Origin of the sequence: Bacillus sp. 205(2023), from assembly GCF_037027485.1 — a bacterium.
Lineage (GTDB): Bacteria > Bacillota > Bacilli > Bacillales > Bacillaceae > Bacillus > Bacillus halotolerans.
In genome coordinates, this window is sequence record NZ_JAXCHF010000001.1 from 1,364,016 (window position 1) to 1,379,547 (window position 15,532).

General features: G+C 45.4%; 13 protein-coding genes. 3 read left to right on the forward strand and 10 right to left on the reverse strand.

The genetic code is table 11. From position 1 onward, the window contains the following. Nucleotides 1-68: 68 nt before the first annotated feature. Nucleotides 69-788 carry a pseudouridine synthase gene (locus WA325_RS06935; protein ID WP_069487047.1) on the reverse strand — a complete coding sequence of 240 codons (720 nt, stop codon included), beginning with the start codon at nt 786-788 and terminating at the stop codon, nt 69-71. 65 nt (nt 789-853) lie between these two features. Beyond that, on the reverse strand, nt 854-2,491 hold the full coding sequence (gene murJ / locus WA325_RS06940; RefSeq protein ID WP_105953367.1) for a lipid II flippase MurJ: 1,638 nt from the start codon (nt 2,489-2,491) through the stop codon (nt 854-856). Between the two features lie 204 nt (nt 2,492-2,695). Between murJ and WA325_RS06945 the strand changes: the two genes are divergently transcribed. Both WA325_RS06945 and opuD read left to right on the forward strand, forming a co-directional pair. Next, the gene (locus WA325_RS06945) at nt 2,696-3,958 is read left to right on the forward strand and encodes an NAD(P)/FAD-dependent oxidoreductase (RefSeq protein WP_336183368.1); all 1,263 of its coding nucleotides are present in this window, start codon (nt 2,696-2,698) and stop codon (nt 3,956-3,958) included. Between the two features lie 193 nt (nt 3,959-4,151). Continuing rightward, the gene (gene opuD, locus WA325_RS06950; protein WP_105953366.1) at nt 4,152-5,684 is read left to right on the forward strand and encodes a glycine betaine transporter OpuD; all 1,533 of its coding nucleotides are present in this window, start codon (nt 4,152-4,154) and stop codon (nt 5,682-5,684) included. A gap of 43 nt (nt 5,685-5,727) precedes the next feature. Here the strand turns inward: opuD and WA325_RS06955 are convergent, their stop codons facing one another. The 6 genes from WA325_RS06955 to rmgP all read right to left on the reverse strand — a co-directional run bounded on the left by WA325_RS06955 (nt 5,728) and on the right by rmgP (nt 10,560). Beyond that, nucleotides 5,728-5,910, reverse strand: a complete 183-nt coding sequence (locus tag WA325_RS06955; protein ID WP_003325003.1) for a sporulation protein Cse60 — start codon at nt 5,908-5,910, stop codon at nt 5,728-5,730. A gap of 63 nt (nt 5,911-5,973) precedes the next feature. Further along, nucleotides 5,974-6,642: a YesL family protein gene (locus tag WA325_RS06960; RefSeq protein ID WP_322008384.1), complete on the reverse strand. Its 669-nt coding sequence runs from the start codon at nt 6,640-6,642 to the stop codon at nt 5,974-5,976. Nucleotides 6,643-6,663: 21 nt separating this feature from the next. After that, on the reverse strand, nt 6,664-7,953 hold the full coding sequence (locus WA325_RS06965; protein ID WP_105953363.1) for a Gfo/Idh/MocA family protein: 1,290 nt from the start codon (nt 7,951-7,953) through the stop codon (nt 6,664-6,666). 12 nt (nt 7,954-7,965) lie between these two features. Beyond that, nucleotides 7,966-8,469, reverse strand: a complete 504-nt coding sequence (locus WA325_RS06970) for a lipoprotein YteS (RefSeq protein WP_095714544.1) — start codon at nt 8,467-8,469, stop codon at nt 7,966-7,968. Then, nucleotides 8,466-9,587 (reverse strand): glycoside hydrolase family 88/105 protein, encoded by a 1,122-nt coding sequence (locus WA325_RS06975; RefSeq protein WP_248337448.1) that lies wholly within the window; start codon nt 9,585-9,587, stop codon nt 8,466-8,468. The genes WA325_RS06970 and WA325_RS06975 overlap by 4 nt, the downstream gene beginning before the upstream one ends. A 7-nt stretch (nt 9,588-9,594) precedes the next feature. Then, a complete protein-coding gene (gene rmgP, locus WA325_RS06980; protein WP_059352175.1) occupies nt 9,595-10,560 on the reverse strand; it encodes a polygalacturonan/rhamnogalacturonan ABC transporter permease in 966 nt (321 codons plus the stop codon). A 207-nt stretch (nt 10,561-10,767) separates the two neighbouring features. Between rmgP and WA325_RS06985 the strand changes: the two genes are divergently transcribed. After that, on the forward strand, nt 10,768-13,083 hold the full coding sequence (locus WA325_RS06985; protein WP_336183369.1) for a helix-turn-helix domain-containing protein: 2,316 nt from the start codon (nt 10,768-10,770) through the stop codon (nt 13,081-13,083). A gap of 39 nt (nt 13,084-13,122) precedes the next feature. Here the strand turns inward: WA325_RS06985 and WA325_RS06990 are convergent, their stop codons facing one another. Both WA325_RS06990 and WA325_RS06995 read right to left on the reverse strand, forming a co-directional pair. Then, nucleotides 13,123-14,613, reverse strand: coding sequence for an extracellular solute-binding protein (locus WA325_RS06990; protein WP_024122547.1), 1,491 nt, complete (start codon nt 14,611-14,613; stop codon nt 13,123-13,125). 23 nt (nt 14,614-14,636) lie between these two features. Continuing rightward, nucleotides 14,637-15,497: a carbohydrate ABC transporter permease gene (locus tag WA325_RS06995; protein ID WP_105953794.1), complete on the reverse strand. Its 861-nt coding sequence runs from the start codon at nt 15,495-15,497 to the stop codon at nt 14,637-14,639. Nucleotides 15,498-15,532: the final 35 nt, after the last annotated feature.

A 15,532-nucleotide genomic window follows, 5' to 3' on the forward strand; every position in this document is an offset into this window, starting at 1 on the left:
CGTTCTTAGCCTTGTTTTTGTGTGCTTATATATAATAAAAAATCCCGCATGTGTGATGCGGGATTTTTTCATGCTTGCGGCTCGTTCAGCCTTTCAAGTTCTTCTTCTGTAAGCTCACGGTATTCTCCCGGCTCCAGAGCAGGATCCAAGGATACGCGTCCCATTGAGAGCCGCTTCAGATAAATGACTTCATTGCCGACAGCATTTGCCATCTGTTTGACTTGATGATATTTCCCTTCTGTTATCGTCAGGTATATCACGGTATGCCCTTTATCGTTTGCCTTTATTTCTGCTTGTGCCGGCTTTGTTTTGTAGCCGCCTTCAATAAATACCCCAGTCTCTAAGCTGGTGATGTCTTCTGGCGAAATTTGCGATTTTAAGTGGACCTCATACGTTTTCGGAACATGCTTTTTCGGCGATAGCAGCCGGTGAGCGAGCTGACCGTCATTTGTCAGCAGCAGAAATCCTTCTGTATCCTTATCAAGCCGGCCGGCAGGAAACGGCTCGAATCTAAGTTCATCCGGCGTCAGCAAATCGACCACTGTCTTTTGCCGGCTGTCCTCAGTCGCTGACAGCACGCCCTGCGGTTTATTCATCATGATATAAATAAACTCGCGGTAATCAATCGGCTCGCCATAAACGGTCACCTCCTGCGCATCAGGGTCTACGTGCGCCTTGACATCTTTTGCCGGCTTTCCGTCGACCATGACGGCTCCCGCTTTCACAATCGATTTAACCTCTTTTCTCGAACCATACCCGCTGTTGGCAAGCAGCTTATCTAGTCTCATGCCAATCTCTCCTTCCTATAAAAGAAAGCCCGCATCAAGCGAGCCCTCTGTTTCAACATATTCTGTTAATCAGCGGCATGTCTGCCTTTCTTTAAGAACCCCGGTAAACGGCGGCCGAATATTTTCTGTAAAAACCCTAAACGATAAGCGCAATACAGGTAGACAGCTCCGCCGACCACAGCAGCAATCAGCACGACGATCGCAGCATGCAGCTGGCCATCCTCGTAGGAGATGAAAAAGCTTAACACCCACTGGACGATTTTAACGGCTATCGCCATCACTGCTGACAAGAGCAGCATCAGAACGCTCCGTTTCACTAATATTTTATACGAATAGCCGGCATGCCGTTTGATCATGATAAATCCGTATATAAGTGAAGCTGTATACCCGAGTGCCGTAGCTAAAATAGCGCCGTCAGCCTGCATCAGCTTAATCAGCGGGACATTCAGCACAAGTTTGATCACGACACCGATCACAAGACTGGCAACCGCAAATTTTTGCTTATTGATGCCCTGCAATATGGCGGCGTTGACAGTAAACAAAGAGAACAAGATCGCAACTGGCGAATACCAAAACAGGATGTCTTTCCCCAATTCAGGATGAAGGCTCTCTGATCCGTAAAAGAACGTATACACAGGGCCTGCTAATACCGATATACCGACAACAGCCGGAATAATTAAAAACAGGATCGTCTGCATCGACTGGTTGATCTGCTGATTTAACAGCTTGTAGTTTCTGCTTGTAAACGATTCTGTGATCGTCGGGATTAAGGTCAGTCCGAATGCCGTCGCAAGAGAAACCGGGATCATCACGAGCTTCTGCACGTAAAGTGTCAGAATGGCCATCATGTCCTGACTGATAGCTTGATGCCCCGCTTCAATCATGGCTTTGTTAAACGTATTTGTATCAATATAGTTATACAAAGGGATGGCTAGTCCGACAAACACGTAGGGAGCGGCATAGCTGAAGAGCTCGAAAAACATTTTCTTGTAGCTTAAATCTGCTGTCGGCCCCGTATTAGGCATCATCGCCAGCAGATTGCCTTTTCGTTTGTTCCAATAAATATACAATACGATCAGCCCGCCGAAGGCACCGATCAGCGCTGCAAAGGTTGCATAACCGACAGCGATCACAAGGCCGCCGTTTAAGACTTTCAAAATCAAGAAGGTCGCACTCAATAAAAAGATGATGCGGACAATCTGCTCAACAACTTGTGAGACAGCCGTCGGCCCCATCATTTGGTGACCTTGGAAAAATCCGCGCACAAGACTCATAATCGGCACGACTAAAAGCGCTAAGCTGACCATGCGGATGACATATACGACATGATCAATCGTCAAACCGTTATTATCTTTGCCCCCAAGCGATATTTCCGCAAAAAACGGAGCAGATAAATATAGTATGAAAAAGGCAATCATTCCCGTTACAAGCATAACCGACATGCCCGCCTTCAGCATTTTTCTGCTTGTTTCATAATCCCCTTTGGAATTATATTTGGAAACAAATTTAGAAACGGCGGCTGGAAAGCCCATTGTGGCAATGTTCAAAAATAAAGTGTATTGATTGTATCCGTATTGAAATAACGCACCGCCTGTCGCTCCGACCATGATGCTGAAAGGAATTAAATAAACCATTCCCAGTATCCGTGAAATATATGTACCGAGCGTTAACACAAACGTGCCTCTTAACAGTTTGCTTGACATGTTTCTTCATCACCATTTTCTACGAAGATTCAACTTTTCTATTTTAACACAACTGGGCATATAGACGGTAATAAATACAAAAGCAATCTCAGGAACAATGCAAGTTTGCGGCAAAATACGTTTAAGCAGAACCTGTCTTTCGCTATAATAGTACTGCGGACAGCGTTCTGCATACGAAATGTAAAAAGAAAGTTGATGATAAAGATGAAGCAGTATGACGTAATTGTAATCGGCGGAGGCCCTTCAGGTCTGATGGCTGCCATTGCAGCCGGAGAACAGGGGGCTGATGTTTTGTTAATAGATAAAGGAAATAAGTTAGGCCGTAAACTTGCCATATCCGGAGGCGGCCGCTGCAATGTGACAAACCGCCTTCCTGTCGAAGAAATTATTAAGCACATCCCCGGCAACGGCCGTTTTTTATACAGTGCGTTTTCTGAATTTAATAATGAAGATATTATCAAGTTTTTTGAAAATCTCGGGATCAAATTGAAAGAAGAGGATCACGGCCGGATGTTTCCGGTGACAGACAAAGCGCAAAGTGTTGTCGACGCCCTGTTAAACAGGCTGAAACAGTTGCGTGTGACGATCAGAACGAACGAAAAAATCAAATCTGTTACATATGAAGATGGACATACAGCAGGCATTGTGACGAATAATGGCGAAGTGATTCATAGTCAGGCAGTCATTATCGCGGTTGGCGGAAAAAGCGTTCCCCATACCGGCAGCACGGGTGATGGCTATGAATGGGCCGAAGCCGCAGGCCACACAATAACAGAGCTGTTCCCGACAGAGGTGCCCGTCACATCTGCCGAGCCGTTTATTAAGAAAAAAACACTGCAGGGTTTATCGCTCAGAGATGTCGCCGTCAGTGTATTAAACAAAAAAGGCAAAGCCATTATCACACATAAGATGGACATGCTGTTTACTCATTTCGGCCTCTCAGGCCCCGCCATACTCAGGTGCAGCCAGTTTATCGTGAAAGAGCTGAAAAAACAGCCGGAAGTGCCCGTCAGAATTGATTTGTTTCCGGATATCAATGAAGAAACGCTATTCCAAAAGATGTACAAGGAGCTGAAAGATGCGCCGAAAAAAGCGTTAAAAAATGTGCTGAAGCCTTGGATGCAGGAGCGCTACCTTCTTTTCCTGCTCGAAAAAAACGGTATTTCACCGAACGTATCATTTTCTGAGCTGCCGAAGGAGCCTTTCAGACAATTTGTCAAAGACTGCAAGCAATTTACCGTTCTCGCAAACGGCACGCTGTCTCTAGACAAAGCGTTTGTCACAGGAGGCGGTGTATCGGTGAAGGAGATTGACCCGAAAAAGATGGCGTCTAAAAAAATGGACGGCCTGTATTTTTGCGGCGAAATCTTAGATATTCACGGTTATACAGGCGGATACAATATCACATCTGCGCTCGTCACAGGCAGACTCGCCGGACTGAATGCCGGACGCTTTTCCCGTATGTAAACATTAGACTTTTCAAACTCTTACAGCATGCCGGGCATTTGAAAATTTCCCGCAAAAATGTTAGGGTGAGATTTGTTTTGTTTCACCTGATTGCGGGGTAATTTACAGGAAGGAATGATCTGCCATCGTACGACCATACTAAGCCTGCGAGGAAGATATAGGCGTACACAAAAAAGTCAGAGGGTGAGAATGTTTGAAGAATATATCTAGTGTATTTTGGATTGTGATTGTCATCACAGCCGCAGCCGTTTTGTGGGGCGTTATTTCTCCTGACAGCCTGCAAAACGTGTCTCAATCGGCACAATCGTTTATAACAGATTCATTTGGTTGGTATTATCTATTAGTTGTCTCTTTGTTTGTCGGGTTCTGTCTCTTTTTAATTGTCAGCCCGATTGGGAAAATTAAACTGGGGAAACCGGATGAAAAACCGGAATTCGGGTTATTATCTTGGTTTGCCATGCTGTTCAGTGCAGGCATGGGAATCGGCTTAGTATTCTATGGTGCGGCTGAACCGATCAGCCATTACGCAATTAGCTCTCCATCAGGTGAAACAGAAACCCCCCAAGCCTTCAGAGATGCGCTCCGGTACACGTTTTTCCACTGGGGACTGCACGCTTGGGCCATTTATGCCGTAGTGGCATTATGTATCGCATATTTTCAATTCCGCAAAGACGCGCCTGGATTAATCAGCAGCACACTGACTCCGATTCTCGGCGATAAAGTAAACGGCCCGATCGGTAAACTGATTGACTGTATTGCTGTTTTTGCAACAGTTGTCGGCGTTGCAACGAGTCTGGGGATCGGCGCAACTCAAATTAACGGCGGATTGAATTACCTATTCGGAATTCCGAATCATTTTATCGTTCAATTGATTTTGATTGTTATTGTAACAGTGCTCTTTTTACTATCGGCTTGGAGCGGACTCGGAAAAGGCATTAAGTATTTAAGCAACACCAATATGGTGCTAGCCGGATTGCTGATGCTGTTTATGCTGGTTGTCGGACCTACCGTTTTGATCATGAACTCACTTACAGATTCAATTGGGCAGTATATTCAAAACATTGTTCAAATGAGCTTCAGACTGGCGCCGAACGATCCAGGCAAACGTGAATGGATCAACGGCTGGACGATTTTCTATTGGGCATGGTGGATTTCCTGGTCTCCATTTGTCGGCATTTTCATCGCCCGTGTATCCCGAGGCCGGACAATCCGTGAATTTTTGATCGGCGTTCTGGTGGCACCATGTATTTTGGCTTTCCTATGGTTCTCCATTTTCGGTGTTTCCGCAATGGACCTTCAGCAAAAAGGTATCTTTAATGTGGCGAAGCTGTCTTCCGAAACGATGCTGTTCGGAACACTGGATCACTATCCGCTGACGATGATCACGTCTATCCTGGCATTGATCCTGATCGCCGTGTTCTTTATCACATCAGCTGATTCAGCGACATTTGTCCTTGGTATGCAGACGACATACGGTTCATTAAACCCGGCTAACTCAGTCAAATTCAGCTGGGGTATCATCCAGTCTGCTATGGCAGCTGCGCTCTTGTATTCCGGCGGACTTGCCGCTTTGCAAAACACAGCGATTCTGGCGGCACTGCCATTTTCAATTGTTATCCTGCTCATGATTGCTTCTCTTTATAAAGCATTGGCAAGAGAACGAAGAGAAATCAGAGCAGCAGAGAAATTCCAGAAACCGAGAAGCCCAAGAGTGAAAAAGGCTTAACCATAAAAAAAGATCTTTCCGCAGTCCGCGGGAAGATCTTTTTTTATTTTCGATATAGAATGAGTGCGGAAAAACAGTAGAGCTGCTCGCCTTCAGGGTCACACGCCGCTGAAACCGTATATTTGATATCAACCAGCTGCTCTTCCGATATTCCTTTTAAAAATGAATTGATCTCCGTTTGCAAATCTTTTTCATGCTCTTCATCAAACACTGCCACCTTCAGCATTTATCCGCTCTCCTTTCTCTATCAATCTATTCCGTTTGGAATCAATATATGATAGAGAAATGTTTACCTCGTCTCCGGATAAAAAGCTTCTGGTGTAGGATGTTTCTTTGCCGGTTCATGGTCCTGCTGCTCCAGCTTCACCAGGACGGCATAAGCGATCCTCATGTGGCAGTAGCTGATGAGACTGACGCTGAAAAAAGGGACAATTCCCGGCAGATAAGCCAGCAGGAAAAAGAGCGCGACCGTCAGCGCAAGCATGACGAGGGTATATTGTAAGTACGCCACACTCAGCAAGAGGGAAAACTTAAAATACAGGCGCTTTTTCCAATCAAAGTGGACGAGCAGCGGAAACACATAAAAAAGCATTGATACAAACAGAAAGCCAAATATCATAATAGCAAAGCGCAGGATATGCAATAAGAAGTGGCTCGGGTAAATAAAGGCCAAATCGATATAAATGATCAAACCGATTAACACCAGTACAGCACCGATCAGATTGGAACGGAGAAATTCAGCTTTGTATTCCCGCCAAAAGGTCGGCAGCACCGGAACGTGATCCTGACCCTGAATCCATTTTCGCATAACAGCGAATAAAGCGGCAGTCGCGGGCATGACACCGAACACTCCGAGACCGATGATCGTAAAAAGCAGCCAAAGCAAATTGGTATACGCAAACCTCATGATCCACTCGCAAAAACGCAGCACCCGTGCCATTGATCCGTCATGTTCCACGAAAGCCCCTCCTCTTCGCTTTTATACATTTTGCATATGAAAAAGCTGTTTAATATCAATTGGTTTTTTTTCAACAACGGAGCGCCATATTCCCTCACCGACCGCGATAGAATAGGCTCCGGCTTCGGCTCCGGCCAAAATGTCATACTGGCGCAGCGGATCTTTGCCTATAAATAGATCAGCAAGCAAAAGCGGATCACCTCCGCCGTGTCCTCCCTCGTTTTTGACGACTTGAATGGTCTGCTTCGATTCAAAAAGCGGATAATACTCAATCGTCTGCTCGGGAAAAGCAAACGGAATTCTGGAAGGCTCATGGAATTCATTTGATTCAATGCGTCCTTTTGTGCCGTTTATCGTAAGGCGGTAGCCTTCGTACGGAGCGGAAAATGTGATCGAGTAGCTTAAAAGCGCACCGCCGTCATATTTGACAGCCGCCACATACGTATCCTCAATGTTGATCTCCTCGTCAAAAATGCATGCGTCAGGGCGATATGCGGTATATAAGCTTGACTGGTCTGCATCCGCCTTAAGATGATCATCCTTTACTGAAGCTTTAGAGGCACGGGGGTGCCATCTCGCATAGTAATGGCATTTCTCTTTGACCCGGCATGTGCCGCAAAAACGCCCGTCTTCTTCCGGCAGCGGATTCCACTCACTGTCCGGCCCGTAGTAATTCAACTCGCCGTAAGCAAATACCTCCGCCGGGTTTTGGCCGAGCCACCAATTCACCAGATCGAAATGATGTGTGGATTTATGGACAGAAAGGCCGCCGGAAAATTGCCTGGATCGGTTCCAGCGTTTAAAATAGCTGGCGCCGTGATAGGTATCAATATACCAATTCAAATCAACAGACGTGACCCTTCCTATTTTTCCTTCTAAAATCATTTCTTTGATTTTCCGATGATACGGACTGTAGCGGTAATTAAACGCGACAGTAACCTTCCCTTTGCTTTTCGCTTCTGCCTCAAGCACCCGCTTTGCATCCTGCACCGTCGTCACCATCGGTTTTTCCGTTATGACATCCGTATCCCACTGAAGGCTTCTCAATATATAGGTGATATGGGTGTCATCCCTTCCCGTCACAATCACAATGTCTGGCTTCGAAACGCTCATCATATGGTCAAAATCTTCTTCTTTATACTCCGGTACTTGTGCAAGCTCCGGAAATGCCTCTTTGCAGACGGCGAATCGTTTCGGATCGGCATCCAGCAATCCCGTAATTTCATAAATGGATGAAAACTGTTTGAGCAGCGGTTTGATAAACATGCTGAGGGCTCTGCTGCTTAATCCGCAAATGACGATGCTTTTCAATGGTCCCCACCCCTATCGGACTTCTGTTAATTGGGAAATCAGCTGCAGCGCTTCCTCTGTTTTTTCGGAGTATACAGGGATAAACGCTGCCATATTTCGATTCAGCCGAAAAGAATAGCCGTTCAGCTGTTTTTCCCCTTTCTCAATCAGAACGGCATAGACTGTTTTTTCTCCCGTTTTTTGATTTACGGCTGTATAGGGCGATGAATGTTTCAGTGACAATCCGTCTAACGGCTGAAAATTTTCCGGATCATCGTATGCTGCAAACAAGTCTTCAGGCACGATAAAGACGTCACCCTCGCGAGCCGTAATTTCAGTCAGCAGCTTTTCCGGCAAAGCGGGAAAGATTTCTGCCCTGCCTGCCTTCTTTTCAGCGGCCTCTTTTATGTTATCCTGTACGCCTGCCTGCATATCTGAAAACAGGATGACATGAATGCCGTCCGGTCTGCTTGAGCACGAAGCTAAAAACAGCAACGAGACGATCACACATACAGCCGCACATAGAGATCTTTTCATTTTTCGTCTGGCCCGAGAAGCGCTTCCAATTCTGTCATCGCCAAAATAAACGCTCCCGCCCCGTGAAGGTCGTTTGTGCTCCGTTCGCGGCTGACATAATAATCATAAAATCCTGCCGACGTTCCGACACATATATCTTTGACGAGAAACGCGCCGTCTTTTGTTGTTTCAGTTTTATGCTGAATCAGCCCTTGATACGCTTTTAACAAAGGCGTTTTATAGGATCTGTCGAGATATCCTTTATTAATTCCTTTAGCGATGGCATACATATACAGGCACGATCCCGAGCTTTCCAGCCAGTTGTCAGATCTGTCGCCCTTGTCAACGATCTGATACCATAATCCTGTTTCCTTGTCTTGGCAGCGGCAGATGCTTTCGAGCATGTCCTGCAGTGTTTTTTTCCAGACATGACGGGTTGGGTGCTTCTCAGGCAGCTCTTCAATCATGTCTGCGAGTGACATGACGTACCAGCCGATTGAACGCGCCCAAAACTCCGGAGAGCAGCCTGTCTCTTGACTGGCCCAAGGCATTTTTTTCGCTTCATCCCACGCATGATAGAAGAGCCCGGTCTTTGGATCCTTCGTATGCTTTCTCATCAGGCCTTCCTGAAGCACAACCATGTCAAACAGCTCCGGCTCGTGCTTCAAATTGGCATATTTCAGTGCAAACGGCCCACCCATATATAAACCGTCAAGCCACATTTGATATGGATAGCCGTCCTTATGCCAGAACCCCTGCTCTGACGTTCGGTTCAGCGTTCCGTATAAGCCCCGCAGCCTTTTTGCCGCTTTTACATAGCGTTCATCCTTCGTCTTGTCGTATAAAGGAAAAAGAATAAGGCCCGCCTGGATTGCGTCTAGTTCGTCTCTTTTAAATAATAGATTGCCGTAATCATCAATTAGGAGATCCGCATAAGCTTTCGCATAATCAAAGTACCGTTTCTGTCCGGTTGCTTCCCAAAGACGCAAAACCCCGCATAAGAAAACGCCCTGATGATAGTGCCAGCGGTTTGCAGGCGGCAGCTCTTCAACTGTATACGTGTTCATAATCGTTTCTGCCAATGCCTCCGCATACGTAAGAGGCGACTTTACAGCGATTGATTGATCCATTGATACCATCCCTTTCTTAATAGATTCCTTCCTCGCCAAATTTCTTCGCCAAACGATTCGCAAGCATGACCAAAATCAGTCCGACCGCCGCTTTAAATACGCCGACCGCTGTACTGTAGCTGAATTGGCCCTGTTTCAGCCCTGCAGTATAAACGTACGTATCAAAAATTTCCGCGACTTCCCTGTTTGTGGCGTTTAACAGCAAATATACATGCTCAAAGCCAAGCTCCAGCGTGTCCCCAATTTTTAAAATCAGCAAAACGACGATGACGCTTTTGATAGCCGGCAGCGTAATATGCCACATTTGCCGCAGCCGTCCCGCTCCGTCCATTTTCGCCGCTTCATAAAGCTGAGGATCAACCGCCGTCATTGCGGCCAGGTAGATGATCGTTGACCAGCCCGCTTCTCTCCAGATAACCTGCAGAATATACAGCGGACGGAACCATTCTTCATTCAGCAGAAAATTGATTTTTTCGCCGCCAAAAAACGTAATCAGTTCATTAATCAGGCCCCCGTCTACTGTCAAAAGCACAAATGACAGCGATACAACAATGACCCAGGACATAAAGTGCGGAATATAAATCAGCGTCTGAACGAATTTTTTAAAGAGTGCGATCCGCACTTCGTTTAGAAGAAGCGCTAATAAAATCGGCACCGGAAAAAAAATGACCAGATTCAAGGCAAAGAGCACGAGCGTATTTTTTAACAGGACAAAAAATGTAGGCTCTGTAAACAGCCTGATAAAATGCTTCAGCCCGACCCACTCGCTGCCCCAAATACCGAGAAACGGCTGATAATCCTGAAACGCAATCACGATTCCCCACATTGGAACGTATTTAAAAAGCAAAAAATAAATACATCCCGGCAAAATCATAAAGTACAAAAACTTTTGCTGCAGCAGCTTATTTAGTAAGCGCTTTCTTTTTTCTTTTTTAAAAATGACTGCGTCTACAGCCGGCGCTTGCGCTTCTGCTGTTTTCATCTTTTTCAAAGCCTCCTTTCACGGGTTCTTGTTTTCACTGTAGCGCAGCGTGCAAAAGTCCGTCTACAATCATATGATCACATTCTGCCTGAGCCCTTTGTCATCAAGGGTTTCGCCTCTCTATCTGAAAAAAAGACACCGATATTAGAAAATGATTATTGACAATATCTATCAATCTTTGGATTAATTGTATTAAGGTGTTATGAAATGGGGGGTTTTATGAAAAGAAGCCAATACAAGTTTTATTACAAACTCATCACGTTTTTTTGTTTACTCAGCACCATTCCCGTCATTTTGGTCGGTTTGTTTTCGTACGAGCACTCTCAGAAAACGGCCATCTCCAACGTTTCGGAGGAAAAACTTGACACACTCCAGCAGACCCAGCTAAGCATCGAGCACATCCTAAAAACCGTCGATCATTCTTTAACCCACTATGTGAGTTCGCCGCCTCTCCTCCGCACACTGTCCGAGCCTTTGCACTCTGACCAATTTCAAATCTATGACCAAGTGAACCAAGAGCTCAACTATTTGCAAAGCTTTGATACCGATTTGTCCAACATGACGCTTGTCAGCTATATGAAAAACTGGTACATGAACAATTCCGGTTTGTACCGCATGAATACGGACTCCCTTCATGAAGCAGCCGAGGCGTATTCGAAAAACAAAGCGAGCCGGTCCTATTGGACGCTGGAAAAAAACAACCGTTTGATCTCCACAAAGGAAGGCGCTTCAGAAAGCTGCCGGTATAATATCAATTTGATTAAGCAGCTCCCGCTGAACAGCACAAACACGAAGGGACTGGCAGCCGCAAGCATCCCAAGCTGTTCACTCGTTAAAAATATGCCTGATTATTCAAGCGCAAACAGCGTGTTTATCATTGATGAAAAAGGCCGTATCATCCTTCACAACAACCTGTCTGATATAGGCGATTCTCTTCAGAACGACGATTTTGTCAAAAAAATGCTGGCGCAAAGCTCCAAAAGCGGCCAGTTTGAAACAGTCATTGACCTCATTCATTATAAAGTGACCTATCAAAAATCAGACTATAACACGTGGACTTATTTTTCTCTCGTTTCCCTGCCTGAACTAAAAAAAGAAGCCAAGTCGATCGGCTGGATCACCTTTACGGTATGCTTCGTTTTGTTAACGCTTTCATTATTATTCTCTTGGCTGGGCTCCCGTCATTTTTATAAGCCGATCCGGCTGCTTTATGAATCGTTTGCGCGGCACGGAGCCTTTCCAGAAAAACAGCCTCATCAAAACGAGTTTGAATTAATTGAGCAAAGCTTCAAACAGCTCAAAAACAGAAACGACGACCTTGAAGAAACAATGAGGCAGCAGGCCACTCATCTTCAGCAATATTTTATGGTCAGGCTTATGCTTGGAAAGCTGACGGATGAGGAGGTCAATAACCGCTTTGAAAGCCTCGGCTTAAAACAAAATTGGCGGCATCTCGCCCTGCTGGTGCTCCAAATTGACACGCTGAATCAGACACCGTATGAGAAAAAAGATATGGATCTGCTGTTGTTTGCCGTCAACAGCCTGATTGAGCGGAACATCCCCGCGGAAAAACGCCTCGCACCAGCGGTAGTCGATAAACAGCAGGCAACCATATTGATGAATGAGAGCGGAACAAAAGAGGCATTTATGGCCGAGCTGAATGATACTGCCCGGATGATTCAGGATACAGTTGAAGCTGAGCTGCACCTGTCTGTCAGCATCGGCGTCAGCCAGCCGTTTGATGCATTAGCAATGGCGAAAAACGCCTATGCGGAAGGCTTAGAAGCGTTAAAATACCGGCTGAAAGCAGAAAACAAATCGATTATCTTTTATGAAGACCTGGATCAGAAAAAAACGTTCAAAACCCATTTTCCGAAGCAGCTTCAGCATGAGCTGTTCGATGCTGTAAAAGCCGGTGACAAGGAGAAAGCAGACAAATGCCTGCATGCGATTTTACAGTCGATTTTTACACACAACACCAACCCGTACCAATTTCAGATCGCAATCGCCCGTTTTCTGAATCATGTCATTGAACTAATGCATGTACTCGGAATTGAACTATTTGAGCTTGAAGAAAACAAAATGCTGTATGACCAAATTTTTGAGCTGAAAACATTCGAGGATACCGAAAACTGGCTGAAGCAAGAATTCATTGATCCGATGACAGACAAAGTAAATGCCCGGGCCGATGCACAGTATAAAAATATTTCCGACAACATAATCCATATCATCTACCATGAGTTTGAATCCGATTTAACGCTGGACGAAATTGCCCGCAGGCTGCATTACAACCCGAACTACTTAAGCAGTATTTTCAAAAAAGAAATGGGCATTTCATTCAGCGAGTATGTCTCAAATTACCGCCACCATATGGCAAAAAGCTGGCTGGCTGAATCCGACATGGCGGTGAAAGACATAGCTGAAAAGCTCAAATACAAAAACTCTCAAAACTTTATCAGGTCCTTTAAAAAGCTGGAAGGCATCACACCGGGCAACTACCGCCAGCAAAAAAGAAGCATATAAAAACCCAAAACCGCTTGCGCGTTTTGGGTTTTTTCAATATTACTTTGTTTTTTTAAACGCTTCTTCGTATTCCTGAATAATCTGCTTTCCTCCGCTTGTTTCCCATTTTTCAACTTCTTTATCAAACTGGCTTTCTGTAATTTCTCCGATCATATATTTATAGGTGGCATCGTCTATCATTTTTTTCAGTTCATCTCCGCGTTCAGACTCCGCGGCGGAATACAAGCTCTCTGCCGGATTGGAGACGATGATGTTTTCATTGTCTTCCGTCAGCTCCTCGTACGCTGTCCGCAGCGGATCACCGGTGTTTTTTAAGTAGGCTTTATCGATGGCGATTAAGGCGGACAGCGGCTGAATATCAGTCTGCCAATCTTTTACCTGGCTTTCTTTTCTTGTGAATGTTTTGCCTTTTCCTTTATTGTAATGGACCCCGTCAATGCCGTATGTCATCAGGCTGTAGACGTCCTCTTCGGCTATTCGATCAAAAAACGCCAAGATCCGTTTCAGCTCGGCTTCTGATTTCACACTCGTTTTCGGAAAAGCAAATACACCGTTATGCCCTCCTGACGCCCATACACGCTCTTTTCCGTCAGGGCCTTTTATGCGGTTGATGATCTCCAGCTCCATTGATTTATCGGAAGCATTGTCACGCAAATTGACAGCGTCCACCATATTCCCGATATAGATGCCGGCTTTTCCTTGAGAAAACAGCTCCTGCTGCTGGGTTTTGCTTGTGACCGGAAAGTCTTTATTCATGTAGCCGTTATCACGCAGTTTTTTCATGTAATCCATCGTGTCTTTGTATTCTTTCGTCATAAAATCAGGCGTAAATGTGCCGTTTGATTCCTTCCAGTCTGTCGGCATGCCTTCATAAGAGCCAAGCGTCTTAAAAGCGCCGTAAATCAGATCATTTCGGTCAGTCAATCCGAATGTATCATCTTTTCCATCCTTGTCCGGATCGTTCTCTGTAAACGCTTTGGCAACTTCATAAAGATCATCCAGCGTTTCCGGCGTTTTCAAATTCAAATTGTCCAGCCAGTCCTTCCGAATGACGATGCCTTGTCTTGAGAGAGGACGCTCTCTGTATATCCCGTAAAGCTTGCCATCGATTGTGACATTTTTATTAATGAGTTTATTCATCTTGTTTAAATTCGGATAATCTTTGATATAATCGCCGATTTCCCAGAACATTCCCGATCTGAAGGCGTTCATCACAGACGAATTTTTAATGTCTTGAATCGTCACGATTTGCGGGAGATTGCCAGCTGCAAGCGCTGCATTCAGTCTGTCTTCTTTTACCGCATCAGGAACCCATGTGATGTCCAGTTCTGTATTTGTCAGCTTCTCAATTTCTTTGATCGCCCTGTCTTTCGGCGGCTGCTGGTGATACAAAATCGCCATCATAGACAGCTTTACCTTTGAATCCGAGTCCGCCTTGCCTGATGATTGATCAGCCCCTTTACAGCCCGCCAGCACTCCGCCGAGAGCAAATACAAGCACAATCAGAAGCACCCTCCATTTGTTTCCCATCATATCCCTCCGTTTCATATTCTTTATCCTTTGACAGACCCCAGCAAAGCCCCTTTTGCAAAATGCTTTTGAATAAATGGATAGACCAGCAGAACCGGAATGGTCGCTACGACTATTACTGCCATTTTGATCGTTTGCTCAGGCGGCGGGCTGCCCGAGCCCATTTCCGACATATCCCCTTGCACCCCGCTTGATACAATAACGATTTGGCGCAAAAGCACCTGAATCGGCCACTTAGCTGAATCATTTAAGTACAAGATCGCCGTCATATACGTATTCCAGTACGTCACCGCATAAAACAGTGAAATCGTTGCGATCGCTGGAAGAGACAGCGGCAGCACAATTTTGAAGAAAATCCCCAAGTCATTGCAGCCGTCAATTTTTGCGGACTCTTCCAGGCTCGCCGGGATGTTTTGAAAGAAGTTTTTCAGAATGATCAAGTTAAAGGCATTAATCGCTGTCGGCAAAATAAGGGCCCAGTAAGAATCGAGCAATCCAAGCGATTTGACCACCAGGAAAGTCGGAATCATTCCGCCGCTGAAGAGCATCGTAAATACGACGAGAAACATGAGCGGCTGCCGTCCTATTAAGTCGCGGCGGGATAAACCGTAAGCCATCAATGAAGAAAGAAACATGCTGACCGCCGTGCCTACAACTGTCACAAACACAGAAACGAGCAAGCTTTTATAAATGATATCTGTCGAAAAAATGTAACGATAGGCATCGAGCGAAAAAGTGGTCGGTATTAAAATGAATTTTTTCGAAACCACTTCCTCTACTGTGGCAAAGGATGCCGCAATGACATGAATAAACGGAAGTACGCATATTAAAGCGAACATCAGCAAAAATCCGTAAATCAACATATCAAACAGGCGATTTTTCAGTGAATGTGCGATCGTTCCCACCTCCTTTTGTAAGC

Excerpts from the sequence above, each read along its gene's own strand:
- rmgP (WP_059352175.1), bottom strand. The coding sequence starts at position 10,560 with ATGAAAACAGCAGAAGCGCAAGCGCCGGCTGTAGACGCAGTCATTTTT.
- WA325_RS06935 (WP_069487047.1), bottom strand. The coding sequence starts at position 788 with ATGAGACTAGATAAGCTGCTTGCCAACAGCGGGTATGGTTCGAGAAAA.
- WA325_RS06985 (WP_336183369.1), top strand. The coding sequence starts at position 10,768 with ATGGGGGGTTTTATGAAAAGAAGCCAATACAAGTTTTATTACAAACTC.
- WA325_RS06945 (WP_336183368.1), top strand. The coding sequence starts at position 2,696 with ATGAAGCAGTATGACGTAATTGTAATCGGCGGAGGCCCTTCAGGTCTG.
- WA325_RS06975 (WP_248337448.1), bottom strand. The coding sequence starts at position 9,587 with ATGGTATCAATGGATCAATCAATCGCTGTAAAGTCGCCTCTTACGTAT.
- WA325_RS06970 (WP_095714544.1), bottom strand. The coding sequence starts at position 8,469 with ATGAAAAGATCTCTATGTGCGGCTGTATGTGTGATCGTCTCGTTGCTG.
- murJ (WP_105953367.1), bottom strand. The coding sequence starts at position 2,491 with ATGTCAAGCAAACTGTTAAGAGGCACGTTTGTGTTAACGCTCGGTACA.
- WA325_RS06955 (WP_003325003.1), bottom strand. The coding sequence starts at position 5,910 with ATGCTGAAGGTGGCAGTGTTTGATGAAGAGCATGAAAAAGATTTGCAA.
- WA325_RS06990 (WP_024122547.1), bottom strand. The coding sequence starts at position 14,613 with ATGGGAAACAAATGGAGGGTGCTTCTGATTGTGCTTGTATTTGCTCTC.